This is a genomic window from Paenibacillus sp. FSL H7-689 (assembly GCF_000517905.1).
GTDB lineage: Bacteria > Bacillota > Bacilli > Paenibacillales > Paenibacillaceae > Paenibacillus > Paenibacillus amylolyticus.
On sequence record NZ_ASPU01000015.1, the window covers coordinates 508,738 to 525,439 of the forward strand.

General features: G+C 47.1%; 10 protein-coding genes and 1 tRNA gene. 2 read left to right on the forward strand and 9 right to left on the reverse strand.

Annotated features, from left to right (window positions below; genetic code table 11):
* Positions 1-40 precede the first annotated feature (40 nt).
* Positions 41-400 (forward strand): phage holin family protein, encoded by a 360-nt coding sequence (locus C170_RS13200; protein ID WP_036610114.1) that lies wholly within the window; start codon positions 41-43, stop codon positions 398-400.
* Between the two features lie 221 nt (positions 401-621).
* The gene (locus tag C170_RS13205) at positions 622-1,014 is read left to right on the forward strand and encodes a cytochrome c oxidase subunit II (protein WP_036610116.1); all 393 of its coding nucleotides are present in this window, start codon (positions 622-624) and stop codon (positions 1,012-1,014) included.
* A gap of 105 nt (positions 1,015-1,119) precedes the next feature.
* Here C170_RS13205 and C170_RS13210 read toward each other — a convergent pair whose 3' ends face one another.
* The 9 genes from C170_RS13210 to C170_RS13255 form a co-directional block, all read right to left on the reverse strand.
* A complete protein-coding gene (locus tag C170_RS13210; RefSeq protein WP_036610119.1) occupies positions 1,120-3,828 on the reverse strand; it encodes a cell division protein ZapA in 2,709 nt (902 codons plus the stop codon).
* A gap of 138 nt (positions 3,829-3,966) precedes the next feature.
* The gene (pheT, locus tag C170_RS13215; RefSeq protein WP_036610122.1) at positions 3,967-6,420 is read right to left on the reverse strand and encodes a phenylalanine--tRNA ligase subunit beta; all 2,454 of its coding nucleotides are present in this window, start codon (positions 6,418-6,420) and stop codon (positions 3,967-3,969) included.
* Between the two features lie 89 nt (positions 6,421-6,509).
* The gene (pheS, locus tag C170_RS13220) at positions 6,510-7,544 is read right to left on the reverse strand and encodes a phenylalanine--tRNA ligase subunit alpha (protein WP_017689641.1); all 1,035 of its coding nucleotides are present in this window, start codon (positions 7,542-7,544) and stop codon (positions 6,510-6,512) included.
* A 632-nt stretch (positions 7,545-8,176) separates the two neighbouring features.
* Positions 8,177-10,069, reverse strand: coding sequence for a ribosomal protection-like ABC-F family protein (gene abc-f / locus C170_RS13230; RefSeq protein ID WP_036610128.1), 1,893 nt, complete (start codon positions 10,067-10,069; stop codon positions 8,177-8,179).
* 519 nt (positions 10,070-10,588) lie between these two features.
* Positions 10,589-10,659 (reverse strand) — tRNA-Gly (locus C170_RS13235).
* Between the two features lie 159 nt (positions 10,660-10,818).
* Positions 10,819-12,945, reverse strand: coding sequence for a bifunctional diguanylate cyclase/phosphodiesterase (locus C170_RS13240; protein WP_036610130.1), 2,127 nt, complete (start codon positions 12,943-12,945; stop codon positions 10,819-10,821).
* A 289-nt stretch (positions 12,946-13,234) separates the two neighbouring features.
* Entirely contained in the window at positions 13,235-14,191 is a 957-nt protein-coding gene (locus tag C170_RS13245) for an aldolase catalytic domain-containing protein (protein ID WP_036610133.1), read from the reverse strand.
* An 83-nt stretch (positions 14,192-14,274) separates the two neighbouring features.
* Positions 14,275-15,588: a DUF4129 domain-containing protein gene (locus C170_RS13250; RefSeq protein WP_036610135.1), complete on the reverse strand. Its 1,314-nt coding sequence runs from the start codon at positions 15,586-15,588 to the stop codon at positions 14,275-14,277.
* Entirely contained in the window at positions 15,585-16,700 is a 1,116-nt protein-coding gene (locus tag C170_RS13255; RefSeq protein ID WP_036610138.1) for a DUF58 domain-containing protein, read from the reverse strand. Before C170_RS13255 ends, C170_RS13250 begins: the two co-directional genes overlap by 4 nt.
* Positions 16,701-16,702: the final 2 nt, after the last annotated feature.

Sequence of the window (16,702 nt, forward strand, 5' to 3'; positions counted from 1 at the left end):
GCCCTGCTCAGTTCAATCCGAATAAAAGGAGGTAAACACCATGAATTTCCTGGGACATGTCGTGCGATTTGTCATCGCTGCAATTGTATTAATGGTGGTCAGCTGGATCGTTCCCGGATTCGCCGTTGGTGGCTTCTGGAGCGCTCTGTTGCTTGCTCTTGTCATTGCCCTGCTCGGCTGGATCGTTGAAGGTATCTTCGGCAAAAGAGTCAACCCGTTTGGTCGCGGTATTGTCGGATTTATCGTTAGCGCACTGGTGATTTGGCTTGGTCAATATGTTGTAGATCATGTTGAAGTCAGCCTGCTCGGTGCCATTCTCGCTGCGCTGGTTATCGGGATTATCGATCTATTCATCCCGGTATCCACCCCTTTTGATGCCGGACGAAGCTCCAAAAGTTAATCTCCACTTCACCCTAACGTCCCCGTGTATTCTCCTAAACCTCTGAAGGCCCTGTGCCGGAAGGGGTTTATTTCATTCGGGCAGTACACACGGCTCTGCCGTGCACGTACAATTTTCAAAAAAACGACATACGCAGCGTGTACAGGCATCCACATATTGCGGTATGATGACTGGAGCAATCATTCAAATTTTATCCATATCACGCTTTAAGGAGGCACATGATGAAGAAAGGCATAACATGGCTTGCTGCCTGTATGTTAATTCTGGTCCTCACTGCATGTGGAGGAGCAAAACAGTCCGCAGAATCTGGCAGCAATGGATCCGATGCTGATGCTGGAGTTACAGCCAGTGAAGAATTGGTCATCAAGGCAAGTAACTATGAATTCGATCAACCTGAGTACCATCTTAAAAAAGGCGTTCCCGTTAACATTGTTTATAAAAATGAAAACGGAAATCACGGTATCCTTGTGCCTGAGCTGAATCTTCAACTGGATACCAAAAATAGCTCCAAAGTCATAACCCCGGACAAAGTTGGTGAGTTTGAAATGTCCTGTTCTGTCTTCTGTGGTTCAGGACACAGTAGCATGATCTCCAAAATTATCGTTGAAGAATAGTATTCAAGACAAGGAGCCCCCGCAGCGACGGGAGCTCCTTCTTTTAGTATAACAAATTGTACCAGAGTACGTTGCCCACGAGCCAGTTCTGCTGCATTCATTCCGCTAGGTCTGGTCCTGTTCAATCAATTCAATCCATTCGTTATATTCCGTCTGCAATTTCGTATATTCATCATGCAACTGACGATATTCCGTGTTCAGCTGCTCTGCCTTCTCCTGCTCCATTTCACGTTCAACCTGTAACAAACGTAATTGATTGGCCGCTAGTTCGTAACGCTCCCCCATCTCAAGCAGTTCAGTTTCCATGATCTCTTTCTCTTGGGTCGCTTCTGCACGTAACTTGTCCAGCTGCTGTCGTTCTTGTTCCAGTCCCTCCAGCAACTCACTACTTGCCGCACTTTCTCTCTTCCAAACCGTCAGTTCATTCTCAAGTGTAGCCCAGCGTTCCTGCCAGGATTGTTCCTGAGCCGCCCATTCATCTGCACGGCGTTGCCACACCTGGTCGTTCTGCTCTGCTTGTTCAACGCTTGAGCGAAGTTCTTCTTCACGTCTTGTCAACTGCTCCAAACGGGATGCCAACTCGGTCTGTTTGGCTGACAGTTCTTCGTATTTGATCTGCCATTCCAACGCTTCTTCCTCAGTCTGGGCTAGCCGGCTCTCTTGCTCAGAGTAACGCTCGGAAAGTTTAGCCGAAGACTGTCTCGCTTCTTCAAGTGCGCTCACAATCTCTTGTTTCTCCTTGCTCAATTCATCCAGCTTGGAACTGTAATTCTCTTCCCGTTGTAATGCATCACTGTAATCATTACGGATTTGTTTATAGTTATCCTGAAGTCGGTTCAGCTCTTCCCGAACAACATTTAGCTCAACTTCAAGCTGATTGCGTTTCTCTTCCAAAAGCTCTGCATCCTTCTGGTATTGCACAGCCTCTTCATGGTTGAAACGAGACTCTTCCTTCACCACGGACAATTCATCATGAAGGGATTGCACACCAGACTCCAACGTTTCATTTTGTTCAGCAACTTCAAGAATCTGATTCTCCAGGTCTCCGATTTCAGCCAATCGCTGCTCAGCAAGATCCTTCAAGGACTGCTCACGTTCCGTAAGCGTCCCGATCTCATTCTGCAATGTACGCACCGCAGCATGAGCCTGTTCAAGCACTTTTTGCAGTCTGCGCTGTTCCTCTTCCGACTTCACTTCAGCCTCACGAAGCTTTTGGGCTTCCTGTTCAAGCTGTGCATGTTGCTCCTGAAGTTTGCGTAGCTGCGCTGCGAGAGAGGTTTCTCTATCCACAGTTTCATTATACTTCTGCTTCCATTGTTCCTGTAGATCACGGGATTGCTGGGCAGCCTGTTCCGTTTCACGCAGAAGCTCCTGCAACTGGGAACGGTCCTCTTTCAACTGCTCCAGTTGTTGCTCCAGTTCCGTAATTCGACGAGTCTGAACTTCCTGTTCCTGTTTACGGACCCCATGCTCATGACGTAACGATTCCAATTGACCACGCTCATGCTGAAGCTGCTGTTCTTGCTCTGCAACCAAGTCCTGTGCACTAATGAGCTGGGTCATTACTTCTTCTAATTGTTCTTCGACATCTAATAGTCGAGCCTCCGCCTGTTTACGTTGTTCCTCAAGTTGCTGCTTGAGCTTGCCCTGTTCTTCTTGCAACAAGGCCTCTGCCGCCGCTTCGGCTTCTTTCGCCTGGGACGCTGCTGCTTCCTTGGCTTGCTGCAATTGTTCCTCGAGGGCTGCTTCTTTCTCCATCCATTCGAGTTCCAACTGCTCGGATAACGCCTTGAACTCCGCATTCAACTGATTTATCTCAGTCAGGCGCTTCTGCTCCGCTTGTTCCTGCAAGTCAGCCCGTTCCTGATTCGCCTGATCCGTGAGCTCTTGTGTCTGTTGCAGCGCTTTTTCTTCAGCCTGTTGAAGACGAAGTTCCATCTGTTGCTGAAGTTCGTTATATTGCAGCGCTGCCTCTTCCTGAGCTTTCTTCAGATTGCTCTCTGCCTGCTCCAACTCTGACAAAATGGCCGACTCGGCTTCTTCCTTGGCTGTCTGGACCTGCTGCGCAGCCTTGGCTTCAATCTGTTGACGTTCTGCAACGGCACGGCTTTCGGCTTCTTTTAATTGAGCTGCAGTCTTGTCCTGCAACTCTTTATATTGCGCCGCAGCTTTGGCCTGCGCCTGCTGCAATTCGGCTACAGAACGGTTTTGAGCTTCTTTGAGCTGGGAAGCAGCCTGTGCCTGTGCATTTTTAAGCTGGTTAGCCGCTTTCTCTTCCATTTCCTTCAGCTGTTTCGTTCCCTTGGCTTCTGCTTCCTTCAGTTGTGCTGTCGCTTGGGCCTGCAATTTCTGCACTCGCTCCGTTGCTTGAGCGCGTTCTTGCTCCAGCAGCTTATTCAACTTGGCTATCTCTGAATTTTTGTCCGATTCGGACTTTTGCAACGCCTGCTCTGCTTCAATCTTCAGCTGTTGCAAATCAGCAAGAGCCTGGTCACGCCGTTCCAATTCTTGTTGATGTTCATTTTGTATGGCGTTCAACCGATTCAATTCGTTTCTCAGTTCTGTACGTTCTCCAGTGAGCATCTTCAGTTCATTACGGATTTCCTGAGTCTGAAGAGACTGTTCAGCCATATGTACAGCCGCCAGTACCGCAATACGCGGAGTATCCAGACGGGAATTTTGCTTGGAGATTGCGCCCATACGCTCATCCACCAGGTTAGCTACTTGTTTCATATAGTCGGCACTGCTGCCAACCAGTTTATAGGAAGTCCCGTAGATCTCTACGGTGACGCGTGTACGATCAGGTGTAGTCACAGTTGTGCCCTCCTTCAAGTCTGTATGTTGATTCTAAGCTGTAATCACAAAAAAGTCACATCGATCCTCTAATGCTAAGGATTCGATGTGACTTCAAACAATTCCTGCTAATCTTTGTTCAAAAAATCTTCTTTTGTCCTATTTACGCAATTCCGCTCCGAATTGCTCTTCCAGACGAGCCACTACACGGGCGTGAACTTCAGTAACTTCCTCATCGGTCAGTGTACGTTCACGATTCCGGTATACCAGTGCCATCGCCACGCTTTTCTTGTTTTCACCCAGTTTACTACCAGTAAACACATCGAACACCTGTACAGTTTGTAACAATTCACCCGCCGATTCACGAATGGTGCGCAGCATATCTACCGCTTCAATATCCTCATTCACAACAACCGCAATATCACGTTCCATGGCTGGGAAACGCGGAAGTTCACGATAACGAATGTCAGCGTCTGCTTCATTGTAGATCGATTCAAGTGCAATCTCTGCGATGTACACATCATTCAGATCATACTGCTGTTGCAGTTCCGGATGCAATTGACCCAATGTACCGATCAATGTGCCTTCCCCGCCATCCTTACCTTCCAGGTAAACCGATGCGGAACGTCCCGGATGGAATCCTTCAGGGCTGTTTGCTACCAAGCGAATGCGTTGTTCAAGCCCCACATAGGCGAACAGATGCTCAAGAGCACCTTTCAGATCGAAGAAGTCTACTTTCTCCGCTCCAACATTCCACTGCTGGCTTGCACGATTACCAGTGAGCAACAAGCCCAGTACCGGAATCTCATGTGGTTGCTTGGTCAACTGATCTTCTTCAGTGAAGAACACATTGCCCACTTCAAATACAGCCAGTGAATCCTGTTTACGGTTCATGTTATACACCGCTGCATCCAGCATTTGCGGCAAAATACTCGTACGAAGCACACTGCGGTCCTCGCTCATAGGCATCGCGAGTTTCACGGCTTTACTTCCTTGTGTCAACGCCGGAAACAGGGTCGCTTTATCCGGGTGTACAAAGGAGTAACTGATCATTTCCTGCCAGCCACTGCCTGAGAGCAATCCACGAATCGTGCGGCGCATTGCTTGAGAGCGTGTATATGCCCCTGGAGTCGTCGGTCCTTCAATCCATGTGGTTGGAATGTTGTCGTATCCGTACAGGCGTGCAATCTCTTCAAACAAGTCTACATCAAGCGTAATATCCCCTCTGCGTGTTGGCACTTCCACATCCAGCAATCCTTGATCAGCATCACCACATGCAAAGTGCAAGCGAGCGAAGATCGTTTTTACCTCAAGCAAAGACAGATCGGTTCCCAGATAACGATTCAGTCGGTCCAGCGACAATTGAATTACACGTTTCTCCGCAGCTTCTGCTCCAGCTTCCACGATTCCCTGGTGCACTTCACCTTCAGCATAACGCTGAATCAGTTCAGCCGCACGATCCAAAGCCGTAATGACCGCACCCGGGTCTACTTCCTTCTCAAAACGCATGCTTGCTTCGGAACGCAGCCCCAGTTGGCGCGACGTTTTCCGAACGGTTCCGCCATCGAACTTGGCGGACTCCAGCAACAGATTCACCGTGCCTTCCGATACTTCGGAATTCTCCCCACCCATAACCCCAGCGATGGCTACCGGTTTCACGCCGTCTGTGATGAGCAACATGTGCGGCTCCAGCTTGCGCTCTTGGCCATCTAACGTAACAATCGTTTCGCCTTCGTTGGCCATCCGCACTTCAATATGGCCCTTTTCCAGCTTATCCGCATCGAATGCATGTAGCGGTTGACCGTATTCCAGCATGACATAGTTCGTGATATCAACGATGTTATTGATTGGGCGAACACCTGCCGCCATGAGACGGTTTTGCATCCACAGCGGGGAAGCACCCAGCTTAATGCCAGTTACATAACGAGCTGCATAGTGAATGCATTGCTCCTGTGCCTTGATCTCTACAGAGATATGATTCGCGGCTGCATCACCAATTTCAACCAGTTGGTCTTTGGGACTTGGCAGCTTCACTTCACGACCCAGAATGGCACCCACTTCATAAGCTGCACCACGCATGCTGAGACAGTCGGAACGGTTCGGTGTCAGGTCCAGTTCAAGCACATGATCGTCAAGACCAAGAACCTGACTGATTGGCGTGCCAACCTCTGTTTGTTCCGGCAGAACGAGAATACCTTCCTGCTGATCTTTCGGCAGCAATTTGTCGTTCATGCCCAGCTCTTTGGCGGAACAGATCATGCCAAGGGAGACAACACCGCGCAGTTTGGCTTTTTTGATATCCAATCCACCAGGGAGCTTTGCTCCAACCAGGGCTACGACTACTTTTTGGCCTGCATCCACATTTTTCGCACCACACACGATCTGAAGATCTTCTTCCTGACCAGCATCAATGACACATACATTCAGTTTGTCTGCATCGGGGTGTTTCTCCTTGCTCTTCACATAACCTACAACAACTTTATTGACGCCCTTGTTGCGGTTCTCCACTACATCAATTTCGACACCCGCACGGGTGATTTTCTCCGCCAATTCCTGTGGCGTCACACCTTCAAGGGAAATATAATCAGACAGCCAATCTGTCGATACTCTCATGGACGTTCACTTCCTTCATCTATAAATTGGTGTTCCCTGTTCATTCTTCATCCGCTTGCTCTATATGGTTAATCTTTCTTGTCTTAAAGTTACAGCCGTCCAAATTGCTTCAGGAAGGTCAGATCGCTATTGTAGAAGTGACGGATATCATCGACACCATACTTCAACATCGCAATACGTTCTACGCCCATTCCAAATGCAAAACCACTGTATTTCTCCGGATCATAACCACCCATTTCCAGTACTTTCGGGTGAACCATACCGCCGCCCAAAATTTCAAGCCAGCCTGTTTGCTTACATACCCGACAGCCGCTGCCGCCACATTGTACACAGGTTACATCCACTTCTGCACTTGGCTCTGTGAACGGGAAGAAGCTTGGACGCAGACGAATTTCTGTGTGGGAACCGAACATTTCGCGTACGAATTGCAACAGGGTTCCTTTCAGATCGCTCATACGAATGTTTTCGCTGATGACCAATCCTTCAACCTGGTTGAATTGGAAAGAGTGCGTCGCATCGTCGTCATCACGGCGGTATACTTTACCTGGGCAGATGACTTTGACAGGCACTTCGCCCTTCATGCTCTGCATGGTACGTACTTGAACCGGAGATGTATGGGTACGCATCAACAAGTCTTCGGTAACATAGAAGGAATCCTGCATATCGCGCGCCGGGTGATTCTTCGGCAGATTCAATGCTTCAAAGTTGTAATAATCCATTTCGACTTCAGGACCTTCTGCAACGCGGTATCCCATACCGATGAAAATATCTTCGATCTCCTGTACCACTTTGGTCAGTGGATGCAGTCCGCCTTGACGTCCACGACGTCCTGGCAGAGTCACATCAATTTTCTCGGATTGCAGACGCTTCGCCGTCTCTTCCTTCTGGAACTGATCCTGCTTGCTGTCGATGACTTCCTCAATGGCAGCCCGAACATCATTGGCTACTTGACCAATAACTGGACGTTCCTCCGCACTAAGCGCACCCATACCACGCAAAATCTCAGTTAATGCACCCTTTTTCCCCAAATACTTTACACGCAGATCACCGAGCGTCTGCGGATCATTCACACCAGACAACTGCTCCAGCGCTTCGATCTTCAATGCCTCTAAACGTTCTTTCATGTGTAATTGCCCCCTTTTTGTGGTGTTTTTGCAACAAAAAAAGGCCTTCTCTCCCCTGAAGGGACGAAAAGACCGTGGTACCACCCTTGTTAGACATCCATTGCTGCGTGGCCCTTCTGGCCTGCAACTGGTTCTGTCTCACTTTGTACGGAATAACGACCGTTAACCGTTTGCCCCTACTGTTGCCTTTGTGTCTGCACACAAACAGGTTCAGGGAACCGCTTCGGAGTGAATTTCGGCAGCCTTGTTCTACAGAAACGCTCTCAATCTACGGCGCTTCCTCCCTGTCCAGAGGCACTGCTTACTTATCTCCATCATCACGTTTGCTTTTAAGTTAAACCTCTAGAGGTTGTCAAAAAGTCCGCTTTTGATTACGAATGATGCCTGACGGCATCATCAGCGTCGAATATGGCATTCAGCCGAATAAGCAGATGCTTACGAAGTATGTTTCCTTCGGAAACATTGTAGTTGCTCACGTAGTTTCCTACGCTCCGCTACTCCATTTCTATCTTCATCCCATCTTCTTGGTACTGAAAACCGATCTTTTTGAACACTTCCCCATATCGATGTAATCATCGATGATCGTTCATAATTATATGCAAAATAGATCGAAATAGCAAGCCGTCCATATTCTAATTTATGCTTGCACCCTTATCTTTCAATTGTTTCAGGCGCTGCTGGATTTCCCGAATCTCAGCTGCCTCGACTGCTCGCTCATTCGAATGCTCGGGCTGTGTCAGACTGTCTTTTCCAACAGTGCTCACAGGAGACAGCAACTCCGATAGGCGCATCTCCAATCGTAACCGCTCGTCATCGGATTCCCGGGTCTCCAGCGCCACCTCCCGAAGTTTGGTGGACTGCTCCCAATCCGACACACCTCCTTCAAACAGAGTTGCTGTGCCACCAGCCTCCAGATCGCATAACCGATTCGCGAGCGACTTCGTCAGCATCCGGTCATGGGATACAAGCACCAAAGCACCTGAAGCCTGTTTTAATACATTCTCCATGACTTCCTGGGTATCGATGTCCAGATAGTTGGTCGGTTCGTCCAGCACCAGCAGATTCGCTCCGCCAAAATACAGTCTCAGAAATGCCACTCTGCACTTTTCCCCCATGCTCAAATCCCCAATGTGCTTGAATACATCATCTCTGGAAAATAGGAAACATCCCAGAATGGTCCGTGCCGCACTTTGTGTCATGGATGGAAGGGTAAGCAAGCTGTCCAGCAGCGTCAGATTTTCGGGAAGCCCTTCCAGCTCCTGTGAAAAGTAACCGATTTTCAGCTGTGGATGCCGTGTGACCTTGCCTTGCGAAGGTTCCAGTTCACCAATCATCAACTTCAGCAGTGTTGTCTTGCCCGTTCCATTAGGACCTCGTACAGCAAGCCGATCTCCACGTTCCACAGCAATCCGAAGATCGCGCAGCAATGGTTTGTCGCCCGTATATGAAAAACTCACCTCTTCCAGCGCAAGCAGCTGGCGTGCAGCCAGTGGATTCATCTGTAATTCCATGTTCAACTTTGCAGCTTCACGAGGTTTATCCACCCGTTCCCGCTCTAAACGTTCCAGCTGTTTTTGTTTCGCATGGTAACGTGAAATATTTTTGTTGGCTTTGGCTTTGTAGAAACTCTGGGTGATCTTCACCTCCACATCAGTCGCCGAATTATGCGCTTTATGGAACCATTCCTGATAATTTCGAATCGTTTCTTCCAGCGCTTTACGTTCCAACTCCTGCCTGCGGTAGATCGTTTCCTGTTCCCGTAATTCACGCTCTTTGTGGATCTTGTAGTCGGAGTATCCGCCCTTGTATTTGGTTAGGGCATCTGGACTAAACTCAATGACTCCTGTTGCCACCTGATCAATAAACGTACGATCATGTGATACAAATAACAGCGTACCTTCATATGAGGATAACCACTCTTCCAGCCAGCGCATGCTTCCCTCATCCAGATGATTCGTCGGTTCATCCAGGATCAGGAATTTGGGTTTGCTGACAAGCAGCCCCGCCAAACGAGCCTTTGTTTTTTGTCCACCACTCAAGGAATGATAGGGTCTGTTCCAATGCTCTGCGGATAATCCAAGGCGAGTCAGTACCTTCTCTACCTCAGTCTCCCACATATAACCGTTCAACTGTTCATATTGCTCCATCACTTGTGTATAAGCTGCAAGCAGCTCTTCATCCGCTTCAGTGCTCATGCTCAACCGTTGTTCCAGTTCTTCCAAGTTCCGTTTCACTTCATAGATCTGACCGCTCTCACGCCGGACCGCATCCAGTACATTCATCCCGGTCTCAATCTCCGAGCGCTGGCGCATGAACCCCCATTCCTGCTGAGGGCTATGACGTTCGATCCGTCCACCACCATGCTCCTCACCCAAAATGATGCGTAACAACGTTGTCTTGCCGCATCCGTTGCGACCCAAAATGGCGAGTCGTTCGCCCTCATTAATCTCCAAATTCAATCCTGTAAACAATTCAATACCGTTCCACTCTTTTGATACTTCATGTAAGCGTACCAATGTCACCATGAGGCCTCATCCTTCCTGCATCCTTTTTGCCGAACAAAAAAAACCGCTGGCATCAGCCGGCGGTTTGGCAATTCAGGGTTGGATCAAGCATTCAAAGACAGATCTAAGGTAAGCTACGGCATGAACAAAGAAACCCAAAATACAGGGTACACGTAAACCTCAATGGCTTACTTGCTCCATACCTTTTCCCATAGCTGAATTTGGACACACGAATCCCCTCATTGCTCAGCCGCTCTGGCTGACTGCGTCATAAAACCGTCTGCAGTTAACTGGGGTTCAATTCATGTGTTTTACTTCATGGGACGTATGGTTACCTCTCATTCATGTGTAGTATCAATTTCTCCGTTATTGTACCAGATCATTGTAAAAAAGCAAAGGGTATATACATTAAACTAAAGAATACTTACTTACTCGCCACTCCGAAAACAGAACAATCTTCTGATCGCTGTTACCACGAGATTTCTTTTAAGGTAATAGAAAAAGCCCCTGCATCGCAAGGGCTTCGGTACTGCTTCGTTAAGCGGGTGATGGGAATCGAACCCACGCTATTAGCTTGGAAGGCTAAAGTTCTACCATTGAACTACACCCGCATGATTGAAGATATATTGTTAAGTTCCTTAGGAATTTAACAGTGATTTTACAAATAATAATATACCATGATCCTCTATAGCATGCAAGTCATATTTTCCATTTTTTTCATTACGCATCCATCAAAAAAAGCAGGAGCACCCTCGCGCCCCCGCTGTTCCCTATCCTGTAGGCTTATCCACATCTCTCAAAAACTGCTTTTCAAATTCAGCGGCTTTAATCGGTTTGCTGAAGAAATAACCCTGAGCCTCGTGACAGTGTTGATTGCGAAGAAAGACCATCTGATCTTCGTTCTCCACGCCCTCAGCTGTGACTTTCAGTTGTAAATGATGCGCCATTGAAGTGATGGTAGATACGATCGCTGCGTTATTGCTGTCCTCCATGACTTCATTCACAAATGAACGGTCAATCTTAAGCCGATCAATCGGCAGATCCTTCAGATAGTGCAACGAGCTGTATCCCGTTCCAAAATCATCAATACTGATATGCACACCAATTTCTTTGATTTTGCGCAACTGTTCGAATGACCGGTCTTTATCAAATGTCATGCTCTCTGTAATCTCCAGTTCAAGCCATACAGGCTCTAGTCCCGTCTCTTTGAGAATGCCATTGATATTGTCCAACAAATGGGAGTGCCTGAATTGTCTCATCGACAGATTCACCGAAACACACAGTTTACGATAACCGGCTTCCTGCCACTGTTTGTTCTGTGCACACGCTTCACGAAGCACCCATTCACCAAGTGGCACAATGAGCCCACTCTCTTCTGCCAGAGGAATAAAATCCGCCGGAGATACCGAGCCTCGCTGCGGATGCTGCCAACGCACCAAAGCTTCCATGCCAACGATTAGCCCACTTTGCAGATTAACCTGCGGCTGGTAGACCAGGTAGAACTGACCTCGATCCAACGCCTTGCGCAGATCATTCTCAAGCTGCAAACGCTCCTGTGCCTTCATCTGCATCGCATGGGCAAAACGATTCAGTTCCATTCCTTGTTCCTTAGCACTGTGCAAAGCCGTATCGGCATTTTGAATAATCTCCAGTGGTGACTCCCCATCATGTGGGAAAATGGCCATCCCAATTCCAAGTGTCAGATGATACTCATTGCCATCAACCAAGACGGGCTTCTCAAAAAGTTGCAAAATGGATCTTGTCCGACGCAACGCTGTATCGGTTGAACTGAAATCTGTCATCGTTAATGCAAACTCATCTCTTCCCAATCCAAAGACTTCTTCTCCTGGAAGGGACAATTGTTTCAGTCGTTGACCTACCTGACGCAAAACACGGTTAGCCGCTTGCTGTCCAAGCGAATCATTAATGGTTTTGAACCGATTAATATTCAGGACCAATACACCAACAAGCTGTTCCTGTACCACGGCATCATCCATCATCTTTTTCAACTGCTGTGAAAGGCGACGACGGTTTGGAAGTCCCGTTACATCATCATGATGAGCAATATAGTTCATCTTGGCTTCCGCGACCTGCTGTTGCAGGAAAGGTGTGTCCACTACGGACGTATACAGTCCTTTTTGGATGAAAAAATATGCCATACAATTACTCAGCAATCCTAATAACAGATTGAGATCGTTCACCCCAGTTGCTGAAACAAAATAACATTCACCAAAAAAGAAACACAGAATGCCACATAGAATGGTTGGTAAATCACTGTCTTTGGTTTTTTTCCATTGTACAAACAAAAGAACTGCAATAATGCCATAGAGCAATCCAACCATAAGATGAACTCGAGTGAAGATACCACCAAGCACTTCCCCATCAAGCATACTCGGCAATATGCTCCATTCCTGAATAGCCAGTATGTACAAAATAACAAAGGTACCCAATGTCCCACTTAACAGTAAGAATTTGCGTGGTAATGCAAACTCTTTCTCATTTAAGGTATACACGAGCAGTAAACCTACGGAACATACCAAAGATCCCATGGTTGACATCATTAAGGAAAACTCCGATTCCATCATGGCTCCATTTGGAATCTCTTCTGCAAATGAAACGATATGAACCAGTTCAAACAGACCAATCAATAAAAAGAGTGTTGTCAATAATGTCCTCCGAAGCGTTAGCTTCTGTGTCCGAAACAACCAGCTTTGATTATAGATGCCGATACAAGCCGCTACCGCAGCAAATCCACCCAAGAGTGTCAAAACCGGGTAACCCGATATGATCAGATCAGAGCTTGAAGAAGAACGAAACCATTGACTTGCGAGGAAACATAATAAGCCGCCCACAGCGACCCAACTTATTTTTCTCTGATCTTGCAGATTAACCTTCATGCCGTGTTTTCCTTCCCGGGATCACCTATCCTGAATTACATTAACCAAACTCAACAACTTACTACACGATTCGACAAAAAACATATTAACCAACGTTCAATTCACATGCATACACATGCTATCTGGTACATAATAACATTTAATTTTGTATACGTGAACTAAAAAATAGTTACTCCTAGGAATATTTATTCACAAATATAGAGAAAAACAAGGCATTAAGAACTAAAAAAACATGGATCTCCAGTTAGAGTCCATGTTTTCCTATTTTACAACTGTATTTCAGACTATATTACTTCTCAAAATTCACTTCTGGTGTTGTTAATTTATCATAAAAATCAACAACCTTATCCTTGTCTTCCGATGAGCGAATCGCCATTGCTGAACGTGGATGCTCGTCCAACGCACCTGTAATCATGTAAGGCAGAATGTAACCCCATTCTTCTTTTTCTCTGAGCGGAACCATCAACTGTTCCAATACACCAAGTACTGGACGCAGATTGTATTTTGTTCCTTTCAGATGAGCTACGAGCAATTCGGTTGGACAGTTTCCAGCAGCACGGCCCATACCATACACAGAAGCATCAAGCAGTTCGACGCCAAGCTCTGCCGCAACCAATGTGTTAGAAAACGCAAGTTGCATATTATTATGTGTGTGAACACCAAGACGTTTGTTAGGCAAGTGAGTCTTGAACTTCTCTACCAGATATTTCACATCATTATGGTCCAAGCTACCGTAGGAGTCTACAATGTAAACAACATCCACAGCGCTTTCTTTGATCAATTCAAATGCTTCCAGCAATTCATTCTCCATAACATTGGAGAGTGCCATAATATTAAGTGTAGTTTCATATCCACGATCATGGAATGTTTGAACCAGTGCAAGTGCCTTGTCTACATCTTTGCTGTAGCAGGCAACCCGGATCAGATCCAGCATGCTCTCACTGCGAGGCAAGATATCATTTTCGTCCACACGTCCAACGTCAACCAGTGCAGACAGTTTGGTATTGCCTTTTTGAGGAATAACTTTACGCAGGAAATCATCGTTCAGGAAACGCCATGGTCCTGCTTCCTCAGCACCTTTAAGCAACTTCGGAGAGTTCTTATATCCAATTTCCATATAATCAACGCCGGCTTCATTCAATCCAGCATATAGCTGTTGAACAAAGTCCACGCTAAAGTCCCAATTATTCACCAATCCGCCATCACGGATCGTACAATCTACAATTTTGCAATGATTTGTCTTCATTAATGTCTGCTCCTTTTCTGACCAACTTGTGTATTCCTCTCATGATACTTGAACGTGACAAGAAAAGTAAAGGGATTCCGGACTTATTTACTTCGATAAGATCTCCAGATTCGGTCAATCTCAACCATATCAGAACGATCGGGAGCTTTCTCTCCATAACGAACGGCATTATACGTATCTGGTAGTCTCGCAGACAGCTCATCTTCTTCTACCTTCACACCATTCTGAATAATGGTCTGTGCAGCCTCCAGCGGAGTATGCGTCCCCTGTATTTCCACGCCTCGATGAGCTGCTCTTTCAATCCAAGTCCGATAGTAATACCGAACACGTTCGGCATCCTGTGCAGGGGGCGCCTCTTTCTTGCGAAACCAATTCTTTCGGACTTTTGCTGGCGCATCAAGCGTCTCACTGACATCGATATACTCCGTCCGTGGTTCTGCCTTCTTTTCACCTGGTTGTAACATCCCCTTGAATCGGTCCATAAGTCTGTTTATCGTTTTTTGTCCCAACCTCAGAAGCAGCCACAGAATTGCTCCTGCTACAGCACACATCACTACCCATCCGAGGATGTTCCAGAAGACTGAGGGCTCGGATGGCGGCTCTCTCCAGTCATTCGGTATATTTAACTGCTGATTGGGGTTGTCCATTGGTAATCGTGGCTCCTCGCCGGAAATCGGACCAAACCATCCCCTGATCCATGCGAGCAAGCGATCACGTAGCGGTCCCAGCCAGGCAGCCAGACTTGGGAAAGCACCAATCGCTACGATAACAATAAACATCCACATGAACCGCTGATGATTCGCACGTGCAAAATCTCTTAATACCAATCTTCTCTTGCCGTCATTGAGTATTGCCTGATCCAGTTGTAGCATATATCGTCCAACCAGCCAAAAGGCAAAACTGATCACTCCCGCAATATAGATCCATAGGGTATAGGTTTGTATCGGCTGCATGAATTCCAACGAATTCGAAGCAATCATAAGCACGATTGCACTAATTACACCCATAATCTGCAAGCGCCATAACAACACTGAATGAAAGACTGGCTGGAAGGTCAGACCTGTATAAGCCGATATGACTCCACACAGTACCAATGTGATGATATCCGGCAACGGGAGAATAAGGCTCATCCCAACAACGAGTGCGAAGAGAAATCCTATGACGAGTGCCGTTAATCCACGAATGAGTGTGCTTTTCTCGCTAAAACCTGGAATTTTATGCTGAATGAACTGTCCTAACCAACCTACAAGAACAACCAGGATGAATAATGTGTACGGCAAATGTTCCATTGCGTAGAATGAAGCAAGCGTAAATATCGGAAAAAGGTATATGGCAGCCATCAAGACGGCAAGCATTGCTATGAGTCCTGTGGTCGTCGCTACCGGTCTGTTCCTCATGCACTCACCGCCTTCGTATTACCCTTCACGTCCTCTACCGGGAGAATCGTTACACGATGTCCTTGTTCGTGCAGACGTGCAATCTCGTGCTCCATAGCGGCAGATACATAGGATGTAATCAGCAGATAGCTGCGGATTTGCTGTGCTTCTTCATTCAGACGTACTTCATCATTCAGGAATTGCTCCATGGGCACCATGCATTTCAACTCTGCCTCAGCCATAGCTTCCAGTAACCGTTCCAGATGGGGCGTGCCATAATCCGGTTCAATCCGAAGTGTATCGCGGCCTCCACCCACATGATAACCATTATGGGCGAAACCTGCTGGCAACCCTCTACCGATGGCATCCACTGCAGCCGTGGCAGCGTAACGAAGTGCCCGCTCAATCTTTTCCGGTCGAGTAACAACACTCCACATATCTGCAGATTCCTGAATGTTGACTACTATCCAGGATTGCGGATCAGCCGTCCATCCCTGTTTGTAGACTTGTAATTCACCTGTACGTGCACTCGCTTTCCAGTGAATACGATTCATGGGGTCGCCTGCACCATAAGGCCGAACACCCAGGATCAAGAAAGGATCTTCAACGATCCATCGTGATACTTCCACTTCTCCCTGCCATACCTGATAAATTGCAGGAAGATCCTCTGCATTCACTAATGAAGGATACACGATCATAGACATTTGCAAAGGAATCGGTTTGGTGGAACGCCACACGCCAAAGAGATCCCCCCCTGTCATCGTTGCTGTATTTAATGGATAAATCCCACGCTGAGTACATGTAAAAGGATGCTTGCGCGTAATACGAGTAAACGGTTTTAACGTAAAAATACTCTTATGGTTCTGATAGATCTCGCCTTGACTAATATCCATACCTGAGCCGGAACGAAATACAAACGACACTGGCATCATCGATTCAAGTCTGAGCCACGGTACGGAGACTCGTTTCTCATTCGATATCGTCTCCACCATCTCAAGTTCATCTCCAGCGTAACAACGCAGCTTGCTGAATTGTCTGCTGTACCTGAGTTTTCGCAGTGCAGGTCGTCCAAACCACACACCATGTATAACAACGACAATGCCTCCAACAAGGACAAGCCATAATAATGCCATAA

Coding starts and splice junctions, on each gene's coding strand:
- C170_RS13205 (WP_036610116.1), top strand. CDS start 622: ATGAAGAAAGGCATAACATGGCTTGCTGCCTGTATGTTAATTCTGGTC.
- C170_RS13250 (WP_036610135.1), bottom strand. CDS start 15,588: ATGAGGAACAGACCGGTAGCGACGACCACAGGACTCATAGCAATGCTT.
- C170_RS13200 (WP_036610114.1), top strand. CDS start 41: ATGAATTTCCTGGGACATGTCGTGCGATTTGTCATCGCTGCAATTGTA.
- C170_RS13245 (WP_036610133.1), bottom strand. CDS start 14,191: ATGAAGACAAATCATTGCAAAATTGTAGATTGTACGATCCGTGATGGC.
- C170_RS13255 (WP_036610138.1), bottom strand. CDS start 16,700: ATGGCATTATTATGGCTTGTCCTTGTTGGAGGCATTGTCGTTGTTATA.
- pheS (WP_017689641.1), bottom strand. CDS start 7,544: ATGAAAGAACGTTTAGAGGCATTGAAGATCGAAGCGCTGGAGCAGTTG.
- C170_RS13240 (WP_036610130.1), bottom strand. CDS start 12,945: ATGAAGGTTAATCTGCAAGATCAGAGAAAAATAAGTTGGGTCGCTGTG.
- pheT (WP_036610122.1), bottom strand. CDS start 6,420: ATGAGAGTATCGACAGATTGGCTGTCTGATTATATTTCCCTTGAAGGT.
- abc-f (WP_036610128.1), bottom strand. CDS start 10,069: ATGGTGACATTGGTACGCTTACATGAAGTATCAAAAGAGTGGAACGGT.